This is a genomic window from Nocardioides sp. P4_G10 (assembly GCF_056401175.1).
Genome location: NZ_JBFUJV010000001.1, coordinates 106,631 through 128,861, shown reverse-complemented (window position 1 = coordinate 128,861; position 22,231 = coordinate 106,631). Strand labels below are relative to the sequence as shown.

The following is a 22,231-nucleotide window of genomic DNA, read 5'->3' as shown; positions in this document are numbered from 1 at the left end:
GTGACGGATCCCTTCGTCGGGCGCCCGCCGGAGCAGCGCCTGCTGAGACGACGCCGCGGTCGGCGTCCGGACAGCCATCTTGCCTCACCGGGGCGCGATGCGACCAAAACACGACGCGTCGATATGGTGCCGCCATGGCTGAACCACTGCGTATCGCACTCGTCGGATCCGGGTCCATGGGCCGCAACCATGCCCGTGTCATCGCCAGCGGTCCGCGGACCGAGCTGGCCGCCGTGATCGACCCGCACGAGGAGAGCGGACGTGCCGTCGCCGATCAGTACGGCTCAGCGTGGCAGGCCGACCTCGACCAGATCGGCGCCTACGACGCGGTGGTCATCGCCGCCGCGACCGAGGCCCACCGCGAGCTCGCGGCGCAGGTCATCGACGCCGGCCTCCCCCTGCTCGTCGAGAAGCCGCTGTGCCCCTCTCTCGAGGAGTCCCAAGAGCTCGTCGAGGCATCCGCGGCCGCCGGCACGCCGCTGATGTGCGGCTTCCTCGAGCGCTTCAACCCCGCCGTGATGACGGCGATGAGGATGGTGGAGGCGCCCCTCTACGTCCGTGCCCAACGACACTCGCCGTACGCGCCGCGCATCAAGACGGGCGTGGCCTGGGACCTGCTGGTGCACGACGTGGACCTCGTCGTGCGTGCCTTCGGCGGCGAGCAGCCCGAGTCGTTCGACGTGAAGGTCGGCCAGTTCCACCCCGCGAGCGTCCCGGGCGCCGAGGACATCGTGGAGGCGGGCGTCCGGTTCTCCGGCGGCGGCATCGCCTCGGTGTCCGCGAGCCGGCTCGGCCAGGTCAAGGTGCGCTCGATGGTCATCCAGGAGCTCGACCGGATGATCGAGATAGACCTGCTGCGCCGTGGGCTGACCAGCTACCGGCACTCGAGCATCGAGGGCGACGACGCGTTCGTCGGCTTCCGCCAGTTCACCGAGATCGAGGTTCCCGAGATCGGCGGCGCCGAGCCCCTCGTCTCGCAGCTGGACCACTTCGTCGACCTCGTCGCAGGCAAGGTCGACGTCGACGCCGAGCGCGCCAGCATCCTGCCGGCACACCGCGTGGTGGACGAGGTCCTCAGGACCCGCTGACGGCGAAGCCGGGGTCGGTCGGGTCGGTCAGGTCGACCCGACCGATGCGGCGCGCCGGGACGCCGCCCACGATGGTGCGGGCCGGGACGTCGGCGGTCACCACGGCGCCCGCGCCGACGACGGCCTCGTCGCCGATCGTGACGCCCATGTTGATGACGGCGTTGGCGCCGATGAAGACGTGGTCACCGATGGTGACCGGGCGCCGCTCGACCTCGGCGAAGCGGCGGCCGGAGACGCACCGCTTCGCCGAGGAATGCGTGTAGATGTGCACGCCGGAGGAGATGTCGCAGCCCCGGCCGATGGTGAGCCCGCCCGAGCCGTCGATCATGGTGAAGGCCCCGATCCAGGTGCCCTCACCGACCGTCGGCTCGCCGACCACCCACGCGTGCTCGTTCCACGGGTTGGGTGGGAAGGACGCGCTCACCGCTCGCTCACTGACCGCGGATGAGCTCGGTCATGCCGGTGCGCACGTCGATCGTCGGCTCGAAGCCGAGGACCTCCTTGGCGCGGGTGGTGTCGGCCGCACGGCGGCTGACGAGCACGTCGCGGGGGTTGAACTGCGGCTCCACGTCGGCGCCGACGGCGTCGATGAGGAGCCGGGCCAGGTCGGCGATCGAGGTGTCGATGCCGGTGCCGATGTTGACCGGGACGTTCGCCTGCTCCGACTCCAGCGCCAGCACGACCGAGCGCGCGATGTCGTGGACGTGGATGAAGTCCATCGACTGCTCGCCCTTGCCGTCGATGACCGGCGGCTCGCCGTTCTTGATCCGGTTGACGAAGTGGTTGATCACCGAGGTGTAGTACGCCGTGGTCTTCTGGCCGGGGCCGTAGACGTTGAAGAAGCGAAGCGCGACCCACGACAGGTTCGCCCGGCGCTGGTAGTACGCCAGGAGGTCTTCTCCGGCGCGCTTGGCGATGCAGTAGGGCGTGATGGGGAGGAGCTTGTCGTCCTCGTGCATCGGGAGCCGCTCGGGATCGCCGTAGACCGACGCCGACGAGCAGTAGACCAGGCGGTCGACGCCGTGGTCCGCAGCCGCGGCGAAGACGTTGTGGTTGCCGATCATGTTGATGTCCATGGACTCATACGGGTCCGACTGGCTCTTGTTGATCGACACCGCGGCGGCGTGGATGACCTTGGAACAGCCCTTCATCGCGGAGTGCACGGCGCCGCCGTAACGCACGTCCTGGTCGATGAGCTCGACATCGTCACCGAGCGCCGCGACCGCGTCGCGGTCGCCGCGGAACATGTTGTCGAAGATCCGGACCTTGTAGTCCTTCTCCAGCAGCATGGGGACGACGTGCAGGCCGATGAAGCCGGCACCGCCGGTGAAGAAGACGGTTTCCTTCGAGCTCATCTGGTGAATCTCCTCGGTGTGTGAACGGGGGTTTCGGGACGTTGGGTGCGGTCGCGCCGCTCAGCGGGTGCGCGCCGGCGCCGGGGTGGCCACCAGGTCGCCAAGGACCTCGAGGTGCCGCTCCGTCACCCGGTCGAGGGCGAAGTGCTGGTCGACGATCGCCCGGGCGCTCGCGCCGACGAGGCGGGTGGCCTCGGGATCGTCGAGGGCGATGTTGAGGCGCTCGGCCAGACCTTCGACGTCGCCCACGTCACACATGAAGATGTCGTCGCCGTCGATCATCGGGATGCCTGGGAAGTTGTCGATGCGGCCCCAGGCCACGACGGGGGTACCTGCTGCCATGGATTCCAAGGTGGCGGTACCCAGGCCCAGACCCTGCTCGTGGCTCTCGACGGTCGCCGCGGCCAGCAGGTGCGGGATGTCGGCCTTCGGAACCGCGCCCAGGCTGACGACGGCGTGGGCGACACCCAGCTCCTCGGCACGCTTCTGGAACAGGTCGTAGTACACGCGGCCCACGACGACGAGCCGTGCGTCGGGGTGACGGGCGACCACGGCGGGTAGCGCCTCGACGATGCCGAGCCGGTCACGCACCGGGATGACGTGGCCGACCGAGAGAATGATCGGAGCGTCCGCGCCCACGCCGGCCAGCTCGCGCCCGCGGGCCGCCTCGCCCGAGCGGACCCAGTCGGGGTCGACGCCGACCGGGATGGGGACCAGGTCTCGGTAGCGGCCGCGGTAGCGCTGCTTGATGTACTCGTCCATGTAGGAGTCCATCACCACGAGAGTGGGATTGAAGCGGCGCAGGCGCGGTGCCACCAGTGTGGCGTCGAGGAAGCGGAAGGCGTGCCGGTAGGTCGCGGCAGGGTTCTCCAGCCGGGTGTGGATGCTCAGCAGCACGGGGATCCCGCGTCGCCGGGCGTACGCGCCGGTGGCCCAGGTGAGGTCCATGAACTGGCCGTGCTGGTGGATCACGTCGGGGCGGAAGTCGTCGAGCAGCCGGGCGAGGCGGCTGCGCAGGCCGGGACGGGTGGCGAAGGAGATGTCGAACGACACCGCGAGTCGGCTCTCAGGCAGCACGAAGGCGGGGAAGCGGACCACGCGCACGCCGTCGCGCCACTCCTCGGCCGGGGCGTCCTGGTAGGCGGCGGTGACGACGAGCACCTCGTGCCCGCGCGCCGCGTAGCCACGCGCGAGGGCGTCGCTGAGGTGGGCGCTGCCTCCCACCCGCGGCGGGTAGAAGTTGTTCACCACGACGATGCGCACGTAGGGACCCCGATCGATTGCGCCGACAAACCGGGCAACCATAACGAGGTCTGCCTCCCTCCGCCCAATCCATCGGAGCGCGTCCCGGAGGCCGCGCGCGATGGCGCGGTGCAGTAGCCTGACCGCCGCTCGGGTCCAGACACGGGGAGGCCGTCATCACCAGCACGTCAGCGGAGCCGACCGCTCCGCCGGAACCCCCCGAGGACACCGCGTCGGCCACGCCTCCACCGCGGCCGACGATGCGGCTGCGCGGGAGCTGGGCCGACCGGCTCGAGGTGCTCCTGCCGCTGCTGGCCTATGTCGTCATCTCGCTCGGTGGCCTGTCGACCTCCTCGCTCGGCCTGCTCTCGGTCGAGGGCACCGGTGAGGGCGCCGACCAGTGGGGCAACTCGCTCCCCATCCGCAGCGACGAGTGGCTCACCCAAGCGCCGATCGACCTGTCGGTGCTGGCGGCCGGTTCGTCGACCGCTCCGGCCCTGTCGCAGGACCCCGACCTGATCTACCAGATCTCCTCCGGACAGGTCGTGGAGTCGGTCCTCTTCCACGAGGGCAACTTCCTGCGCCTCGGACCTTGGCTACCCGACGAGATGCTGTTCTCCGCCTTCCGGGCGTGGCCGTGGCTCCTCCTCCTGCTCGCCCTGCCGCCGCTGCTGCGCCGGATGGGTGCCTCGCGGCCCCTGTCCTGGCTGGGCGTCGTGCTCGTCTTCCTCGCCCCGGCCTCGCTGTGGTGGTCGTTCATGCCGGTGCGCATCATGGCCTTCGCCGCCGCTGGCAGCTACGTGCTCTGGCTGGCGCGCGACCGGATGGTCGCCGGCAAACGTGTCACCGCGCTGGCCCAGGCCGCCGTCGCGGGCATCCTGCTCGCCCGGCTGGTGACCTACTACGTCCCGTGGTCGCTCACCCTCGGCGTGCCCCTCGTCATCGCCACCGGCGTCTACCTCGTCGCCGACCGGGTCACCCGGCGGCAGGCCCTGCTGACCGTCGGCGCGGGCGCCCTCGTCTCGCTGGCCGTGCTCGCCGGCACGCTGCTCGAGAACGCCGCGTCGCTGTCGGCCGAGCTCAACACCGTCTATCCGGGGCTGCGGCGCGTCACCGGCGCGGCCCAGATGCCCGCTCAGCTCGTCGGCGGGCCGGCGTTGTTCGAGATGGAGGACGGGGCCGCGCCGACCCTGCTCAACCAGAGCGAGATCTCCTCCGGCTTCCTCGTGTGCGCCTTCTGGGCGCTGGTGGTTTGGCGGCGCGCCTGGACGGGTGCCACCACGGCCCAACGGGGTGCGATCGCCACGCTCGCCGTGGCCACCGCCCTCTGGAGCGCATGGGCGATGTTCGACTGGGGGTCGCTCGGCGAGAACATCCCGCTGCTCAGCTCGGTGTTGCCGGTGCGCGCGGCGCAGACCGTCGGCTTCCCGGCGACGCTGCTGCTGGTCCTGCTGGTCTCCCGCCTGACCGGGGACTCCTCACGCCTCGCCGTCGCCGCCGCCGCGACGACGGGCGTGGTCACGGCCTACGGCGCCTCCGACGCGCGTCGGGCGCTGCCCGACCTCGCCACCTGGCAGGTCTGGGCGGCGGTGCTGGCGGTGTCGGCCGTGGCCTACGCCGTGACCCGCTGGCCGTCCCGGTCCTGGCCGGTCGTCGGCACGCTCGTTGTGTGCCTCGCCGCCGGCATCGACGCCAACCCGGTCGTACGCGGGGTGGGCGACCTGCGCTCCAGCCCGGCGGCCGACGCGGCCCGCGCACTCACCCAGCGCGCGGAGGCCGACGGCACGCTCATCGCGACCAACTCGATGGCCGCCAACGCGCTCCTTATCGCCAACGGCGCCCCGACCCTCACCGGCAACCAGGTCACCGGCCCTATCGTGTCCGAGTGGGAGAAGGTCGACCCCGACCACGAGTACGAGAACGTGTGGAACCGAGGGGCGAGCTATCTCTACGTCGCCTTCGACGGCGAGCGCGACGCGCCCTGGGTGGAGGAGGCGGCCCCGGACGTCATCGTCATCCACGCCCACCCGTGCTGGCTCGCCGAGAGCGACCTCGACGTCGGCTACCTGGTCTCCACCATCGAGGTGACCGGGCGCTGCGTGACGCCGGTGCGCACGTTCACCTGGAACGGCGGCCCGCAGTACGTCTACGCGCTGCGCGACCGCGGCTGAGACGAGGACCGGCCGGCGTCCCCGCGGGACACCGGCCGGTGCGGCTGTGCGGGTGCGGTCGTCAGGCGCCGGCTCGGACGGTGGCGTTGACCGCCGTCACGATGCGCTCGAGGTCGGCCTCGTCCAGAGACGGGTGGACCGGGAGCGAGATGACCTCGCGCGCGAGCTGCTGGGTCACCGGGAGCTCGAGGCCATCGGCGTACTTGGTGAGCGATGCGAGCTGGTGGTTGGGGATCGGGTAGTAGACGCCCGTGCCGACCTGGTGCTCCTCGCGCATCGCGGTGACGATCCGGTCGCGCTCCGCGCCGTCGACCTTGATCGTGTACTGGTGGTAGACGTGGGTAGCGCCCTCGGCCACCGGGGGCACGACGACGCCGTCGAGGTGGTTGTCGAGGTAGGCGGCGTTGTCCTGGCGGACCTTCGTCCAGCCCTCGACCTTGGTGAGCTGCACCCGGCCGATGGCGGCGTGGATGTCGGTCATCCGGGCGTTGAAGCCGATGACCTCGTTGGCGTACTGCTTCTCCATGCCCTGGTTGCGCAGCAGGCGCACCGTGCGGGCGATGTCGTCGGTGGCGCAGGAGACCATGCCGCCCTCGCCGGAGGTCATGTTCTTGGTGGGGTAGAGGCTGAACATCGCGAAGTCGCCGAACGTGCCGACCTGGGTGCCCTTCCACGTGGCGAGGTGGGCCTGCGCCGCGTCCTCGAAGAGCCGCAGTCCGTGCTCGTCGGCGATCGCGCGCAGGGCGTCCACGTCGGCCGGGTGGCCGTAGAGGTGGACCGGCATGATCGCGGCCGTGCGCTCGGTGACCGCGGCGCGGACGCTGTCGGCGTCGAGGCAGAAATAGTCGGGCTCGACGTCGGCGAAGACCGGCGTCGCGCCGGTGAGGGCCACGGAGTTGGCGGTCGCAGCGAAGGTGAAGGACGGGACGATGACCTCGTCGCCCGGGCCGACGCCGGCGGCCAGCAGGCCCAGGTGCAGCGCGGAGGTGCCAGAGTTGACCGCCACGCACGTGCGACCGCCCGTGACCGTGGTGCCGAACTCCTGCTCGAAGGCGGCAACCTCGGGACCCTGGGCGATCATGCCCGAGCGCATGACGCGGTCCACGGCAGCGCGCTCGTCATCGCCGACGATCGGTTTTGCGGGCGGGATGAACGGGACGGACTCGGCGGACATGGGGTGCCTTTCGGTGCTGGTGTGGCGGGGCGTGAGCCTGGTGGGCTGTCGTGGGTTCGGTGTCAGTGGGACGCGGAGCGGTCGAGCCACGCGTCGACGGAGGGCCGCAGCGAGTCCTGGATCGCGGAGGTGTCGCGCGAGCCGTGGAGGAGCACCGCCGCGAGCGGCTCGTGCTGGTCGGCCGGCACGCCCAGGCGGTCGAGGCGGTAGGTGTTGAGGCGTGCGGCGCGAGCGGGCACGCCCATGCTCACGACGAAGGGCGGGAGCTCGCGGGTGACGGCGGACTGCATGCCGATCATCGATCCCTCCGGCACCGTGAGCCTCTGGTGCACGACGGTGCCGAGACCGAGGTTGGCGCCGTCGCCGATGGTGACGTGGCCGGCCGCGACCACCATGGCGGACACGGTCACCTCGTCGCCGATGCGGCCGTCGTGGTTGATGTGCGCCTTGGTCATGAAGAAGCCGTCGTCGCCCACGGAGGTCTCGTGGGCCCAGCCACCGCTGATGGTGACGAGCTCCTTCAGCACGTTGCGCGACCCGATGAGCACCGGACCGCCGTCGAAGGGCTCCTCCCATGACGCCGTCATGTCGTGCCCGCGGACCTCCGCGGCCCCACCCACCACGACGTGGGAGGCGAGGTAGTTGTCGTCGCCCAGGGTGACTCGGCCCTGCAGCACGCAGTAGGGGCCGATGGTGTTGCCCTCACCGAGGGTGACCTCGGGCCCGACCACGGCGGTGGGGTGGATCCGGTTGCTCACGACGGCTGTGCTCCCTGCGCCCGGCTCAGCGGCGCACGCCGGAGTCGGCGAGGACCGCGCGCAGCTGCTCGGCGACGTAGTCCAGGTCGTCGGCCGACAGGTTGGCGTGCATCGGCAGCGCGAACTGCGAGGTGAACAGCCGGGCGGACACCGGGCACACGTCGGTGGTGCCGTAGACCGGCTGGACGTGCGAGGCGTAGGTGCCGAAGTTGCTGCCGACGCCGCGCTCGCGGAGGGCCATGACGACGGCGTCGCGGTCGACGGAGTCGTGGCTGGTGACGAGGTAGGACTGCCACGGGTGGGTGCGGTCCTCCAGCACGACCGGCAAGTCGATCCCGTCGACGTCGGCGAGCCGTTCGGCGTAGCCGTCCGCGGCGGCGGTGCGCGACGCGACGAGGTCGGGGAGGCGCTTGAGCTGGACGCGCATCATGGCTGCCTGCACGTCGGACATCCGGTAGTTGTAGCCCGCGGTGTCGAAGGACGGCACGGCCAGCGAGGAGGTCCCCTCGCGACTGACGGCCGGTGCGATGCCGTAGGTGTGCAGCTTGCGGGCCAGACTCATCCGCTCGGCGTCGGAGCCGACGAGCGCGCCTCCCTCACCTGCGGTGATGCCCTTGCGGCCGTGGAAGCTGAACGCCGCCAGGTCGGCGAGGCTGCCTGCGGGACGGCCCTTGTAGGTCGCGCCGGCCGAGCAGGCGGCGTCCTCGAGCAACCAGAGTCCGTGGCGCTGGGCCAGCGAGGCCAGCTCGTCGTAGTCGGCCGGCTGGCCGACCATGTCGACGGCGATGATGCCGACGGTGCGCTCGTTGACCAGGGCGGCCGCCGAGTCGACGTCGATGGTGCCGATGTCGGGGCGCACGTCGGCAAAGCGGGGCGTCGCACCGGTCCACACGACCGAGTGGCCGGTGGCCGGGAAGGTGTAGTCGGCCACGATGACCTCGTCGCCGGGTCCGGCGCCGAGGACCTGCAGGGCGAGGTGGAGCGACGAGCCGCAGTTGGAGGTCGCGAGCGCGTGGGTCGTGCCGGTGGTCTCGGCGAACTCACCCTCGAAGGCGACACACGTCGGACCTGCGCCGGAGAGCCAGCCGCTGGCGAAGACGTCGCGCAGGGCTTCGATCTCCTCCTCGCCGACCGTGGGCTGGCCGAGGGCCACCTGTCGAACAGACTGCATGTCGTCACCTTCCTGAGTGCGTGCGGCGCACCAACCTAGTCGTGGGCACCGTCACGCCCCAAGACGGCGGGCACGAGACCGCGCCCCCGTCACCAGATCGCCAGGCCGACGGCCAGGGATGAGACCACGGCGACAGTGGCCACGCCCCTCGTGAGGAGGGGACGGTCGCGCGCGAGCAGCAGCACCAGCCAGATCAGCAGGGGCGCGAAGCCGATCGAGTAGCGTGCGACGACCGGATGGTCAAAGCCCATGGTGATGGCGTTGCTCGCCCTCAACAGGACTGGGTAGACCGTGATTCCGACGAGGGCGCAGACGGTGATGAGGCCGGTCGGGGACAGGGCTCGTGACTCCTCGACGGGGACCGCGTCGGCGCCGCGCCTGCGATCGGCCACGACCCGGGAGCACACGCGCGCACCCGCCACGGCGAGGACGGCGAACACGGCGATGGTCAGCCACAGGGGCAGGCCCTGCGCGCCGGCCCGGAGCAGCCTTTGGGGAAGGGTGCCGTCCGCACCGGCTCCCAGGGACTCGGTGCCGTACCACGGGCTGTGGATGACGAGCAGCTCCTCGAGCGCCCCGGTGACCACGGTGCGCCACGAGTCGAGGGCGACGAATGCGTAGAGCTCCTCGTTGGAGAGGGTGGCGCGCGACGAGGTCCACCAGCCGAACACGATGACCGGGGCCACGACGAGCACCGTGAGGACTCCGAGCTGCCACCACCGCGGGCTCCATTCCCCGGACACGCGCCACCCGATGCGCCGCAACAGCGGTGCGACGATGATCGCGAGCATGAAGACGCCAGCCGGCAGCGAGTGCGTGACGGCGACGCCGGAGGCGAGCGCCGTGGCCGCCGCCAGCCACCAGAAGCCGCGTCCGGTCTGCACCCACCTGATGCCCGTCCACGCGATCAGCGCCCCGAACAGGGTCGCGGCGGACTCGGGGTTGGCGATCGTGCCGTAGAGCAGGATCCCCGCGGTCGCTGTGGGCGCGACGGTGGCAGCGACGAGCGCGGCACCGCGGAACCCCAGCGCCAGCCCTGCGACCAGGCAGGCCACCAGGCCAGCGATGGTGAGCAGTGCGGCGTACCGGCGATAGGTGTCCACCCACGAGTCCGGGGCGGCGACGGCCTCCTCGACGGCGCGATATCCCTCCCCGGCGATGAAGTACGTCGGGTAGTGCACGTATCCACTGGTGTAGATGCCCGACGGCAGCGAGTTCGGGCCGAGGTCCGGGTGGTCGCAGGGCGCCATGGCGGCACCCGCCTCGTGGCCGACGCCGCAGGCCCACTCGCGCACGACGTCCATCGTCATCAGCGACCCGCGGTGCGGGAAGTCGCCCCGGTGCACGTGCACGTGCGTGTCGAGGTGCATGTGCTCGTCGACGGCGCTCATGGGCATCCCCTCGCCCGCTCGCACCCACAGACCGATCGCCAGCACCGCCAACACCAGGCCGCAGAGGACGTAGGCACTGCGTGAGCTGCGGTGCTGCCGTGCAGCGACGTGGATCGTCTTGCTCCGCACTCCTGCTCAGCCCCCGCTCGTCTCGGGCTAGTCTCCCGTCGCGCCGCGCGGAAGACTAGCCCGTGCCACGACCAGGAGTGCGGGCACCTCGCATGCGGTCGATCCGCACCATGGGCCGACGCCCCCTCGTCATCTGGCCGGCAGCGCCCGCAGGCTGGTCACGCGCGGCGGGCGCGGTCCGGGTCACCGGGGCGTGCTCACTGGTCCAGGTCCTGCGCGCGGCCCAGTGCGTGCCCGAGCAGGGGTCCCACCTGGCCGCAGTCGCGGGTGCGCAGCGCGCCGGGCAGCAGCGACACCGCGTGCAGACGGCTGGTGGCGTGCCACCGCGCCGCGCGCCGCGCACGGCGCCACCCGAGCTCGTCGAGGCGCGCCCCGACCTCGCGGTGGAAGCGCTCCTCGTCGCTGAACCGCTGGCCGTCGAAACGGGCGGTCGAGGACGCGCTGGCGTCGTGGCGGCGGTAGGTGAAGCAGACCTCGGGGTCGAGCACCAGCCCGCCCCCGTCGGTGATGACGTCCATCACGAGCGCCAGGTCGAGGATCACCGGCAGGTCCTGCCGGAACGGCCGACCGGCGAGCGCGGCGCTGCGGAAGGCCAGCGACGGCCAGTAGAGCCAGTCCCCGTGCAGCAGCCCGGTCGCGAGTCGCTCACCCCCGAGCAGCGTCGGTACGGCGACGTTCGGGCGCAGCCACGACTTCACCCGTTCGGCCAGCCCGTGAACCTCGGCGCCATGCTCGTCGACCACGTGCACGCCCGGCTGGAACACGGCCGCCTCGGGGAAGGCGTCGAACGCCCCCCGGACCCGCCGTACGTAGGAGGGGTGGAGCAGGTCGTCGCAGCCCGGGAAGGCGGCGAGCTCGTGGGCCACCAGGGTGCGGCACCGCTCGAAGTTGCCCGTCACGCCGAGGTTGGTGTCGTTGCGCACGTAGGTGACGCGCGGGTCAGGGTGCCCGTCCCAGCGCTGCTGGGCGGTGGGGTCGGGGTAGCAGTCGTCGACGATGGTCAGCGCCCACCGGTCGTCGTCCTGGGCCAGCACGCTCGCCACCGTCTGGTCGAGCAACGCGGGGTCGCCCCAGTAGGGCACGAGCAGGTGCACGACCCCGTCGCGGGCGGCGGCCCCGGACTCGCTCACTCCGGGCCCTGGGGTCGGCCGCCGGGACGGCCGTCGGTGGGGCCGTCGAGGCCGTATGGCCGTCCCTCCGGGCCGTCGTCCGAACGACGTTGGAGCCGGTCGAGCTCCAGCCGGAGCACCGCCACCTCCTCGGCAAGGGTGCGGGTGCGCTCTTCGAGGCGGCCGAGATCGGCGCTGTGCTGCAGCGAGACGAGGAAGAGCAGCAGCCCGCCGACGAAGAACGCGAGGTTGACCGGCAGCGCGACGCCGAGAGCGCTGGTCAAGCCGGCCAGCAGGCCGGGGAAGAGTGCGAGGACGAGGGCAGCGACGGCGATCAGGCTCCAGAAGAGCGCGTACTTCTCCCGCAGCCGCTGGCGGCGCAGCATCTCGAAGAGCGTGACCAGGATGAGGACCGAGCCGACCAGGCCGAGGATCGTCGATCCGGTCATGACGCGGTCCCCGGGTCGGTGGGGGAGGAGTCGTACTGCTCGCGCGGGACATCGGGCTCGACGGTGGCGGTCCATCGCCGGACAAGGGCCAGGCACAGTGCGACGACGGCCCGGACGAGGTATATCGCGGCACGGATGGGGGACGCGCTTGCCTTCCCGCCGGTGCGCACCCGCATGTCGACCGGCACCTGGGTGACGACGTGACCGGTGCGTATCGCGATGACGAGCGATTCGACGGTGTCGCCGAGGTACTCCGCCGGGTAGTGGGCGGCGAAGACCCGGATCGCGCGGCCATTGGTCGCGCGGAAGCCGGAAGTGACGTCGGTGAGCCGGGTGCCTGCGAGCCTGCTGAGCACCGCGGCGAGGAAGACCATGGCCCAGCGGCGCGGGCCGCGGACGCGGTAGGGGTCGCCCTCACGGGCGAACCGGGCGCCGATGACGACGTCGGCACCGTCCAGCGCCTCCAGCAGCGCCTTCACGTAGCGCGGATCGTGCTGGCCGTCCGCGTCGACCTGCACGGCGACCTCGTAGCCGTGACGCAACGCGTAGCGGTAGCCCGCGCGCATCGCGCCACCGACACCGAGGTTGAAGGGCAGCACGCAGACCTCGGCGCCCGCGGCACGCGCCAGCTGCGCCGTACGGTCGCTGGAGCCGTCGTCGACGACGAGGACGTCGAGATCGGGGTTGGTGGCGAAGATCTCGGCCACCGTGGTGCCGATCGAGTCCTGCTCGTTCCAGGCCGGCACGATCACGAGCGCGCGCGGTACGGCAGCAGGTGGCGGCATGCCCGAACCGTAGCAACGGGGCGACCTGCTCCCCGCGTCGCCGGAAGCGGGCTGTCAGGATGTGCCGGTGATTGCGCGAGGAGAGCGCCTGCGGCAGGCAGCCGGACGGACGCGACCGTGGCAGCGCCACCTCCTGCTGCTGGTCGCCTTCGCCCTGCTGGCCCTGCCCATCGTGGCGACGAAGGCGGTACAGCACCCCCAGCTCAGTGTCTTCGACGAGTGGCAGTACGCGGACCGCGTGCACCAGGTCATGGAGGGCGACCTGGTCAGCCGCGAGGGCGAGGAGATCTCCCGGTGGGGCCAGCGGCTGCTGACCTGTCGCGGCATCGAGACGATCGTGCCGCCCGCGGACTGCCGTCCCGAGCCCAAGGTCCGCCACACGACCAACTCCGCGGCCTCCGACCCGCCAACCTACTTTTGGGCAACCGGTGCCGTGGCCAAGGTGGCGACGCTGGTCGGTGTGGTCGACAACCCCGTGACCGCCGGACGCCTCGTCGGCATCCTGTGGGCGGCCCTGGGCATGTGGTCCGTCTGGATCCTGTCGCGCGCGGTGGGCGCGACCCGTGCCGCGTCGGCGACCGCGTCGATCGCAGTGACGACGGTGCCGGTCTTCCTGATGCAGTACCACTACATGACCCCGCACGCCCTCGACGTTCCGGTCGGCGCCTTCGTCGCCCTGGCGACGTTGAGGTTCCTGCGCCGTGAGTGGCCTTGGTGGACCCTCGTGATCGGCGGCGTCCTGGTCGGCCTCGTCAAGGGCACCAACCTGACGATCACAGTCGCGATGTGCCTGGCGATGCTCGTGGTCGCTGTGTGGCCCTCGGACCGCTTCCCGCGGCCGCTGCGCCTGCGGGCCCTGGTCGGCTCCCTCGCGCTCGGGATCAGCTCGGTCGTCCTCACGGCCGGGTGGCTGGCGGTCGTCGGCGCGATGCGCTTCGCCGAGGTGGCCCCGCCCGGCGACTACGCAGCGACGTCGCTGGACCCGGCCCTGCTCATGCTTGACAGCACCCGCTTCGTCGGACCCGTCGTCGGCCATGGCACCGTCCTCCTCGGCACCATGCTGATGGCCGCGCTCACCGGTTCGGCCCTGGCTGTGTGGGGTGGGAGCGGTCATCGGGAGGCCCCGCTGTTGCGCCCGGTCGCGGCGGGCTACGTCCTCGGCGCCGTCGTCTCGCCGATCGTTCTCGTGGTGCTGGTCTTCGTCAGCTCCGACCAGTACGTCCCGATCCAGTACCGGTACGGCCTGGCGCTGTGGCCGCTCGGTCTGGCGTTGGCGGCCTGGCTGCTGCTGCGCACGCGCACCGCGCTCGTCGTGTCCTGGTTGCTGCTCGCGGCGTACCTCGTGCTGCCCTGGTGGCTCGAGCTCATCCCGGTCAACTTCTGAGCCGACGCCGCCGACTTCGGCGAGGCTGCTGCACGGCACTACCGTTCAGCCGTGCCCCAGCAGCAACCCGAGCAGCAGGCCCCTCCCGTCCAGCGACTCCGCGTCCGCTACGCCAAGCGGGGGCGGATGCGCTTCACCAGCCACCGCGACTTCAGCCGCGCCTTCGAGCGTGCCGTCTTCCGCGCGCGGGTGCCCATGGCCTACTCGTCCGGCTTCAACCCGCACCCGCGCATCTCCTACGCCGGCGCTGCGCCGACGGGGTCCGCCAGCGAGGCGGAGTACCTCGAGCTGGCCCTCGCCCAGGTCGTCAGGGCGGACGACGTCCACGCGATGCTCGACGAGGCGCTCCCGCCCGGGCTGGACGTCCTCGAGGTCGCCGAGTCGCCCGGGGGGTCGCTGGCCGACCTGCTCGAGGCCAGCCGCTGGCGGATCGGGCTGACCGCCGACCACGCCGCGGTCGCGGACGCCGTCGCGCGGTTCCTGGCAGCCGACGAGGTGCTCGTGGAGCGGATGACCAAGAAGGGGATGCGCGAGTTCGACGCGCGCGGCGCGGTCCTCACGCTGGTGGTCGACGCGGCCGACGTGGCCGCCCCCGGACGTACGTCGATGGACGTGGTGCTGCGGCACGGGACCCCGGCCGTGCGTCCCGACGACGTCCTGCGCGGGCTCGAGGCCGTGGCCGGCCTGCCGATGGACGAGGCGCCGCTGATGACGCGGCTGGCCCAGGGCCCCCTGCTCGGGTCGGACCAGGTCGGCGACCCGCTGGCGGATCGGGCATAGCGCCACTCCGGTCGCGGTGTGCGATACTCGCCACGTTCGACGCCCTGACCACCGTCGGGATCCGTCGAGCCGACGACGTTCTCGCCGGCCGCACCAGCGGTCGGCACCCCGGATGGGTGGACGTCACCGGACCGCGACGCGGCCACACGAGTCGGTGACAGCGACTCAGGGGCCCGGCGACCGCGGCGGGTGGCGCACCGGCCGACCGGAGACGCACCCGCGGAGGGGGTCGCCGCCACAGAAGCTTTGCGTCCGCGCCGATCGTCCTGCGAGAGGGGCGGACGCCGTACCGGCACCGTCACGGTGCCCGAGGAGCACCACATGCTCAGTGATGACCAGAACGACCAGCCCGAGCGCACCGAGTCGGAGGCGGGCCAGCCCACCGAGGCCGCCGCGCCTGCCACGCCCGTCGTGACCCGGCGGACGCGCAAGGCGCCTGCGAAGAAGGCGGCCGCCGCGCCCGCCCCCGACGCCAGCGAGACCGGTGACACCGGAGACGCCGACGCCCCGGTCGTGCAGAAGACCACCTCGCGTCGAGCGCCTGCCAAGAAGGCGCCGGCGCGCAAGAGCGCCGCGAAGAAGACCGCCGCGACCCCCGAGCCCGACGCTGCCGTCGCGCCGGCCGAGGCCGTCCCGGCCGACGAGGCTCCGGCTCCGGCCAGGAAGGCGGCTGCCCGGAAGTCCGCCGCCGCCAAGGCGCCGGCCAAGAAGACCGCGGCCAAGCGCACCGCCAAGAAGACTTCAGCCGCACCCGCGCCGGCGGCTGCTGACGCCGACGAGACCGCCGAGGCAGCCGGGACCGCTGAGGCCTCCGACGCCGCCACCGGTCACGCCGTGCTGTTCCAGGCGCCCGTCGTCACCACGACCACCCGCCGTACCCGCAAGAAGGCCGCGCCCGTCCCGGTCGAGACGGCCGACGCTGCGGAGTCCACCGAGACGACCGAGTCCACCGACGCCGCTGTCGCCACCGAGGACACCGAGGCCGCGGCACCGGCGAAGAAGTCGGCTGCGAAGAAGTCGGCGGCGAAGAAGTCCGCCGCTGACCGGCCGGCCCGGAAGCGGTCCGGCAAGAAGGCCGCCGCTGTCGAGGAGGCGCCCGTCGCCGACGAGGACGAGGACGCCGCCGCAGCGCTCGCGGAGCTCGAGGCCACCGAGGGCGCTGAGGGCGCCGAGACCAGCACGGAGACCACCACCGAGTCCGACACCGGGACCGACACCGACTCGTCCGAGTCCGCTGACGACACCGAGGGTGACGGCGAGGGCGGCGGTCGTCGTCGTCGCCGCCGCGGCGGCCGTCGTCGCCGCAAGTCCGGCGAGGGTGAGAGCGAGGGCGCGGCCGAGTCCGGCTCCGCCGACACGGCCGACGACCCCACCGAGGCCCCCGCGAGCCCCGCCTCGACGGACGCGGACTCCGACACGACCGACGGCACCGGCGAGGGCACCTCGCGCCGCCGTCGCCGTCGCCGCCGCTCGGGCGACGAGGGCTCCTCCGACGACGCCGAGCCGAACACCGTGACCCGGGTCCGCAAGACCCGCTCGGCCGAGGACCAGATCACCTCGGTCCAGGGTTCGACCCGTCTCGAGGCCAAGAAGCAGCGCCGCCGCGAGGGCCGCGAGGCCGGTCGCCGCCGGGCCCCGATCGTGAGCGAGGCCGAGTTCCTCGCCCGCCGCGAGTCGGTGGAGCGGATCATGGTGATCCGCCAGCGCAAGGACCTCATCCAGATCGGTGTCCTCGAGGACAAGGTCCTCGTCGAGCACTACGTGGCCCGGGAGTCCCAGACCTCGCTCATCGGCAACGTCTACCTCGGCCGCGTCCAGAACGTGCTCCCGTCGATGGAGGCCGCGTTCATCGACATCGGCAAGGGCCGCAACGCGGTCCTGTACGCCGGCGAGGTCAACTGGCAGTCGCTCGGCCACAAGGAGGGCCAGCCCCGCAAGATCGAGTCGGTGCTCTCGAGCGGCCAGATGATCCTCGTGCAGGTCACCAAGGACCCGGTCGGCCACAAGGGCGCCCGACTGACCAGCCAGGTCAGCCTCGCCGGTCGCTTCCTCGTCTACGTCCCGGACGGCACCACCTCCGGCATCTCGCGCAAGCTGCCCGACACCGAGCGCGGCCGCCTGAAGACCCTCCTGAAGGAGATCGTCCCCGACACCGCCGGCGTCATCGTGCGCACCGCGGCCGAGGGCGCCAGCGAGGACGAGCTGACGCGTGACGTCGAGCGACTCAAGGCCCGCTGGGAGGACATCGAGAAGAAGGCGACCCACAAGGGTTCGGGCCCGCAGCTGCTCTACGGGGAGCCCGACCTGACCCTGAAGGTCGTGCGTGACCTGTTCACCGAGGACTTCGCCAAGCTCGTCATCGAGGGCGACGACGCCTGGGACACCGTCCACGGCTACGTCGAGTCGGTCGCCCCGGACCTCGCCGAGCGCCTCGAGAGGTTCGAGCGCGGTGCGACCGGTGGCGACGTGTTCGCGACGTACCGGATCGACGAGCAGATCCACAAGGGACTGGACCGCAAGGTCTGGCTGCCGTCGGGCGGCTCCCTGATCATCGACCGCACCGAGGCGATGACCGTCGTCGACGTCAACACCGGCAAGTTCACCGGGTCCGGGGGCAACCTCGAGGAGACGGTCACCAAGAACAACCTCGAGGCCGCCGAGGAGATCGTGCGCCAGCTCCGCCTGCGCGACATCGGCGGCATCATCGTGGTCGACTTCATCGACATGGTGCTCGAGTCCAACCGTGATCTCGTGGTCCGGCGGCTCGTCGAGTGCCTGGGCCGTGACCGCACCCGCCACCAGGTCGCCGAGGTGACCTCGCTCGGCCTGGTGCAGATGACCCGCAAGCGGATCGGCACCGGCCTGGTCGAGGCGTTCAGCGAGAACTGCGAGGCCTGCCACGGCCGTGGCGTGGTCATCAAGGACCAGCCCGTGGACCCCGACGCGCGCGCCGACGACGGCGAGGGTCGGCGCAGCAACCGTCGCCGCGGTCGTCGCGGCTCGGGCAACGACGACTCCGGCAACGACAACGGCGGCGGCAACGCCGACGCGAAGACCAGCGATCCGCACCACGCCCACTCGTCCGCCCCGTCGCCCAAGGACGTCGCCGCGATGGCGCGCCACGAGCGCCCGGTCGAGGAGGCGTCAGCGGACGCTGCCGACGTGTCGGGCGAGCAGTCGGGCGACGCCCGGTCGACCGAAGCGGCCGCGGACGAGGTCGCCGAGGCACCGCGCGCCCAGGCGCCGCGCGCCGAGGCTCCGCCGGTCCAGGCACCGCCCGTCGACGCAGCTCCGGCCAGCCGCGCCCCGTCGAGCGAGCCGGCTGCCGAGAAGGCCGCCGAGTCGGCCGACGAGGAGCCTGCCGAGGCGCCGCCGGCCGAGCCCGAGAAGCCCAAGGTGGTGACGCGGACGCGTCGCCGGTCCGCCAGTCGCCCCGCCGGTCCGCCGTCGGGAGCGGGCACCGTGCCGCAGACGGGTGTCGTCGAGCCCGGCACCGCGGGCCTCGAGCCCGGCACCGGTACGCCGTCCGGTGACGCCGTCGCGCCCACCCCGGTCGACGGGGCGGACACCGCTTCCGGTGCGCCGGACGAGGCGCCCGTCGTCGAGCACGTCCCGATCAAGAAGAAGGGCTCGCGCAAGCGATAGGGCTCGGAAAAAGGGGGTGGCCGACCTCGTTTTGCCCGGTCGGCACCCGATCCCGTAGTCTTGACCCTCGGTGTTCGACACACCATCCCTGCGCGCCCGCCACGCGGCGTACTCGCCCGAAGTTCCAGGCGGTGTCGTGCGCAGAGCCCCAGTTCTGAGACCAGTAGTTCGTATCGAGGAGAGTGACTCGCCGTGTACGCAGTCGTGCGCAGTGGCAGCAAGCAGCAGAAGGTTGCCGTGGGCGACGTCATCGAGATCGACGCGATGGCTGCCGCCGGTGACACCCTCACCCTTCCTGTGGTGATGGTCGTCGACGGCGACAAGGTCACCGCGACCGGCCTCGACAAGGCGAGCGTGACCGTCGAGGTCACCGGCCGCACCAAGGGCCCGAAGATCATCATCCAGAAGTACAAGAACAAGACCGGCTACAAGAAGCGCCAGGGTCACCGCCAGAAGTACACCCAGGTCAAGGTCACCGACATCTCCCTCTGAGCGCCGGCTCGAGGTCGACCACCAACTCTTCGTTCCAAAGGACTGAACAATGGCTCACAAGAAGGGTGCTGCGAGCACCAAGAACGGCCGTGACTCCAACTCCCAGCGCCTCGGCGTGAAGCGGTTCGGCGGCCAGGTCGTCGGCGCGGGCGAGATCATCGTGCGCCAGCGCGGCACCCACTTCCACCCGGGCACCGGTGTGGGCCGTGGCGGCGACGACACCCTGTTCGCCCTGCAGGCCGGCGCCGTCGAGTTCGGCACCCGCCGCGGCCGCAAGGTCGTCAACATCGTCCCCGGCGAGTGACGACGCGACACTGAGCACTTCAGCACTGAGCTCTCTTGCGAGGGGCGTCCCTGTCTGGGGGCGCCCTTCGTGCTTTCACCCCCCGCTCCACACCTGACAGGAACCCCCATGGCCATCCCCACGTTCGTCGACCAGGTCACGCTGCACCTCGCGGCCGGACGAGGTGGCAACGGCGTGGCCTCGGTCAAGCGGGAGAAGTTCAAGCCGCTCGGCGGTCCCGACGGCGGCAACGGCGGCCAGGGCGGGTCGATCATCCTCCAGGTCGACACGAGCGTCACGACCCTCGTCGACTACCACCACAGCCCGAAGCGCCGTGCCGACAACGGTGGCCAGGGCGCCGGTGACCACAAGAACGGCGGCAACGGCAAGGACCTGGTCCTCACCGTCCCCGACGGCACGCTCGTGAAGGCCGAGGACGGCACCGCGCTGGCCGACCTCGTCGGCAACGGGACGACCCTGGTCATCGCCGCCGGTGGCCGCGGCGGCCTCGGCAACGCCGCGCTCGCCTCCTCCAAGCGCAAGGCTCCCGGGTTCGCGCTGCTGGGTGAGCCCGGCGACGAGCTCGTCGTACGCCTCGAGCTCAAGGTCGTCGCCGACATCGGCCTGGTCGGCTTCCCGAGCGCCGGCAAGTCGTCGCTGATCGCCGCGATCTCGCGAGCGCGGCCCAAGATCGCCGACTACCCGTTCACCACCCTCATCCCCAACCTCGGCGTGGTCACCGCTGGCGAGACGACCTTCGTGGTCGCCGACGTGCCCGGCCTGATCGAGGGTGCCGCCGAGGGCCGTGGCCTCGGCCATGACTTCCTGCGCCACATCGAGCGCTGCGCCGCGCTGGTCCACGTCGTCGACACGGCCTCCATCGAGCCCGGCCGCAACCCCCTCGACGACCTCGAGGTCATCGAGGGCGAGCTGGCCCGCTACGGCGGCCTCGAGGACCGGCCGCGGCTGGTCGCCCTCAACAAGGTCGACGTCCCGGACGGCCAGGACATCGCCGACATGGTGGTCGAGGAGCTGCGCGGTCGCGGCCTGCGCGTCTTCGAGGTCAGCGCCGCGTCCGGCGCCGGCCTGCGCGAGCTGACCTTCGCCATGGCCGAGATCGTCGTCGCGTCCCGCGAGGTCGCGCCCGCGGCCGAGCCCGAGCGCATCGTGCTCCGGCCGAAGGCCGTCGACAGCAGCGACGACTTCGAGGTCGTCGCCACCGACGACGGCTGGCGGGTGCGCGGCACCAAGCCCGAGCGCTGGGTGCGGCAGACCGACTTCAGCAACGAGGAGGCCGTGGGCTTCCTCGCCGATCGCCTGAACCGGCTCGGCGTCGAGGTCAAGCTCGCGCGGATGGGTGCCGAGGAGGGCGACACGGTCCTCATCGGGGCCGACGACAACTCGGTCGTCTTCGACTTCAAGCCCAGTGTCGAGGCCGGTGCGGAGATGCTCGGCCGCCGCGGTGAGGACGAGCGGCTGCGCGAGGCCCGTCCCGCCCGCGACCGCCGCCGCGAGATCGCGGAGGGCATGGAGACGAAGGCCGACGAGGAAGCGCGCGCCGACGTCGCCCGCCGCCTCGACGAGGACCGCAGGAAGAAGGGCCCCAACCGCAGCTCGGGCAGCTCCGGCGTGGGCCCGATGGCCTACGAGATCGGCAGCAAGGACGACCCCGACTGGGACGGCAGTGACGACTGACCGCTCGGCCGCCCGGCTGAGCCTGGTCGCCGGTGCCCGACGCATCGTCGTCAAGGTCGGCTCGTCGTCGCTGACCACCGCTGCCGGCGGCATCGACCCGGCCCGCGTACGCCACCTGGTGGAGGTGCTCGCCGCCGCCCGCGGTGGCGGCGCGGAGGTCGTCCTGGTCTCGAGCGGTGCCATCGCCGCCGGCCTGGCCCCGCTCGGGCTGACGAAGCGCCCGCGCGGCCTCGCTGCACAACAGGCGGCCGCGTCCGTGGGGCAGGGGCTGCTGGCGCACCGCTACCAGGAGGAGTTCGCCCGCCACGGGATCGTCACGGGCCAGGTGCTCCTCACCGTCGACGACGTCACCCGGCGTGCGCACTACCGCAACGCACACCAGACCTTCGCCAAGCTGCTCGAGCTCGGGGTCGTCCCGATCGTCAACGAGAACGACACCGTCGCCACCTCCGAGATCCGCTTCGGCGACAACGACCGGCTGGCGGCTCTGGTGGCCCACCTCGTGCACGCCGACCTGCTGGTCCTGCTCTCCGACGTCGACGGGCTCTACGACGGCCCGCCGTCGCGCCCCGGCGCGCGGCTGGTCCCGGTCGTGCGGTCCGAGGAGGACCTGGCCGCGGTGACCGTCGGGTCGGCCGGCTCCGCCGGCGTCGGCACCGGTGGCATGACGACCAAGGTCGACGCCGCCCGCATCGCGACTGGCGCCGGCATCGACGTCCTGCTGACCTCCGCCGATCAGGCCGCTGCCGCGCTGGCCGGCGCCGAGGTCGGCACCCACTTCGAGGCGACCGGCAAGCGCCGCCCCACCCGGCTGCTGTGGCTGGCCCACGCCACGTCCGGGCAGGGGACGCTGTCCCTCGACAGCGGTGCCGTGCGTGCCGTCGTCGAGCGTCGCGCCTCGCTGCTGGCGGCCGGCGTGACCGGCGTCGACGGCTCCTTCGTCGCAGGCGACGCCGTCGACCTGCTCGACCCGGACGGCGCCGTGGTGGGCCGCGGGCTCGTCAACTTCGACGCCGACGAGCTGCCCGCCCTCCTCGGCCGCTCGACCGGCGAGCTCAAGGTGGCCCTCGGGGCGGCGTACGAGCGCGAGGTCATCCACCGCGACGACCTCGTCCTGCTGTAGGTCCGGC

At 71.9% G+C, this 22,231-nt stretch carries 19 protein-coding genes; 9 read left to right on the top strand and 10 right to left on the bottom strand.

Annotated features, from left to right (window positions below; genetic code table 11):
• The first annotated feature begins 134 nt into the window (after positions 1-134).
• Complete coding sequence (locus AC1DP1_RS00600) at positions 135-1,088, top strand: Gfo/Idh/MocA family protein (RefSeq protein WP_477505189.1); 954 nt, start codon at positions 135-137, stop codon at positions 1,086-1,088.
• Here the strand turns inward: AC1DP1_RS00600 and AC1DP1_RS00595 are convergent.
• From AC1DP1_RS00595 to AC1DP1_RS00585, 3 genes are read right to left on the bottom strand one after another with little or no spacing between them, the layout of a single operon-like run.
• Positions 1,075-1,512, bottom strand: a complete 438-nt coding sequence (locus AC1DP1_RS00595) for an acyltransferase (protein ID WP_477505188.1) — start codon at positions 1,510-1,512, stop codon at positions 1,075-1,077. The two genes, AC1DP1_RS00600 and AC1DP1_RS00595, sit on opposite strands and share 14 nt — an antisense overlap.
• A 7-nt stretch (positions 1,513-1,519) precedes the next feature.
• Positions 1,520-2,443, bottom strand: a complete 924-nt coding sequence (locus AC1DP1_RS00590) for an NAD-dependent epimerase/dehydratase family protein (protein WP_477505187.1) — start codon at positions 2,441-2,443, stop codon at positions 1,520-1,522.
• A gap of 60 nt (positions 2,444-2,503) precedes the next feature.
• Positions 2,504-3,706, bottom strand: a complete 1,203-nt coding sequence (locus AC1DP1_RS00585; protein ID WP_477505186.1) for a glycosyltransferase family 4 protein — start codon at positions 3,704-3,706, stop codon at positions 2,504-2,506.
• Between the two features lie 239 nt (positions 3,707-3,945).
• Here AC1DP1_RS00585 and AC1DP1_RS00580 point away from each other — a divergent pair, with 239 nt between their 5' ends.
• Complete coding sequence (locus AC1DP1_RS00580) at positions 3,946-5,856, top strand: DUF7657 domain-containing protein (protein WP_477505185.1); 1,911 nt, start codon at positions 3,946-3,948, stop codon at positions 5,854-5,856.
• A gap of 61 nt (positions 5,857-5,917) precedes the next feature.
• On the opposite strand, the gene AC1DP1_RS00575 is transcribed toward AC1DP1_RS00580, so the two are convergent.
• From AC1DP1_RS00575 to AC1DP1_RS00545, 7 genes are all read right to left on the bottom strand, one after another.
• The gene (locus AC1DP1_RS00575; protein WP_477505184.1) at positions 5,918-7,030 is read right to left on the bottom strand and encodes a DegT/DnrJ/EryC1/StrS family aminotransferase; all 1,113 of its coding nucleotides are present in this window, start codon (positions 7,028-7,030) and stop codon (positions 5,918-5,920) included.
• 62 nt (positions 7,031-7,092) lie between these two features.
• The gene (locus AC1DP1_RS00570; protein WP_477505183.1) at positions 7,093-7,788 is read right to left on the bottom strand and encodes an acyl-ACP--UDP-N-acetylglucosamine O-acyltransferase family protein; all 696 of its coding nucleotides are present in this window, start codon (positions 7,786-7,788) and stop codon (positions 7,093-7,095) included.
• Between the two features lie 25 nt (positions 7,789-7,813).
• A complete protein-coding gene (locus tag AC1DP1_RS00565) occupies positions 7,814-8,959 on the bottom strand; it encodes a DegT/DnrJ/EryC1/StrS family aminotransferase (RefSeq protein WP_477505182.1) in 1,146 nt (381 codons plus the stop codon).
• Positions 8,960-9,048: 89 nt separating this feature from the next.
• Positions 9,049-10,350 (bottom strand): hypothetical protein, encoded by a 1,302-nt coding sequence (locus AC1DP1_RS00560; RefSeq protein ID WP_477505181.1) that lies wholly within the window; start codon positions 10,348-10,350, stop codon positions 9,049-9,051.
• Positions 10,351-10,676: 326 nt separating this feature from the next.
• Complete coding sequence (locus AC1DP1_RS00555; protein ID WP_477505180.1) at positions 10,677-11,609, bottom strand: glycosyltransferase family 2 protein; 933 nt, start codon at positions 11,607-11,609, stop codon at positions 10,677-10,679.
• Positions 11,606-12,037 carry a DUF2304 domain-containing protein gene (locus AC1DP1_RS00550; RefSeq protein WP_477505179.1) on the bottom strand — a complete coding sequence of 144 codons (432 nt, stop codon included), beginning with the start codon at positions 12,035-12,037 and terminating at the stop codon, positions 11,606-11,608. Before AC1DP1_RS00550 ends, AC1DP1_RS00555 begins: the two co-directional genes overlap by 4 nt.
• The gene (locus AC1DP1_RS00545; RefSeq protein WP_477505178.1) at positions 12,034-12,822 is read right to left on the bottom strand and encodes a glycosyltransferase family 2 protein; all 789 of its coding nucleotides are present in this window, start codon (positions 12,820-12,822) and stop codon (positions 12,034-12,036) included. Before AC1DP1_RS00545 ends, AC1DP1_RS00550 begins: the two co-directional genes overlap by 4 nt.
• A gap of 67 nt (positions 12,823-12,889) precedes the next feature.
• Here AC1DP1_RS00545 and AC1DP1_RS00540 point away from each other — a divergent pair, with 67 nt between their 5' ends.
• The 7 genes from AC1DP1_RS00540 (at position 12,890) to proB (ending at position 22,224) form a co-directional block, all read left to right on the top strand.
• Complete coding sequence (locus tag AC1DP1_RS00540; protein WP_477505177.1) at positions 12,890-14,206, top strand: hypothetical protein; 1,317 nt, start codon at positions 12,890-12,892, stop codon at positions 14,204-14,206.
• Between the two features lie 51 nt (positions 14,207-14,257).
• On the top strand, positions 14,258-14,986 hold the full coding sequence (locus AC1DP1_RS00535; RefSeq protein ID WP_477505176.1) for a TIGR03936 family radical SAM-associated protein: 729 nt from the start codon (positions 14,258-14,260) through the stop codon (positions 14,984-14,986).
• 321 nt (positions 14,987-15,307) lie between these two features.
• Positions 15,308-18,631: an Rne/Rng family ribonuclease gene (locus AC1DP1_RS00530; protein ID WP_477505175.1), complete on the top strand. Its 3,324-nt coding sequence runs from the start codon at positions 15,308-15,310 to the stop codon at positions 18,629-18,631.
• Positions 18,632-18,823: 192 nt separating this feature from the next.
• Entirely contained in the window at positions 18,824-19,123 is a 300-nt protein-coding gene (gene rplU / locus AC1DP1_RS00525; protein WP_056908626.1) for a 50S ribosomal protein L21, read from the top strand.
• A gap of 49 nt (positions 19,124-19,172) precedes the next feature.
• Positions 19,173-19,427, top strand: a complete 255-nt coding sequence (rpmA, locus tag AC1DP1_RS00520; RefSeq protein WP_135840891.1) for a 50S ribosomal protein L27 — start codon at positions 19,173-19,175, stop codon at positions 19,425-19,427.
• Between the two features lie 108 nt (positions 19,428-19,535).
• Positions 19,536-21,101: a GTPase ObgE gene (gene obgE, locus AC1DP1_RS00515; RefSeq protein WP_477505174.1), complete on the top strand. Its 1,566-nt coding sequence runs from the start codon at positions 19,536-19,538 to the stop codon at positions 21,099-21,101.
• Positions 21,091-22,224 carry a glutamate 5-kinase gene (gene proB / locus AC1DP1_RS00510; protein ID WP_477505173.1) on the top strand — a complete coding sequence of 378 codons (1,134 nt, stop codon included), beginning with the start codon at positions 21,091-21,093 and terminating at the stop codon, positions 22,222-22,224. The genes obgE and proB overlap by 11 nt, the downstream gene beginning before the upstream one ends.
• The last annotated feature ends 7 nt before the right edge of the window (positions 22,225-22,231 follow it).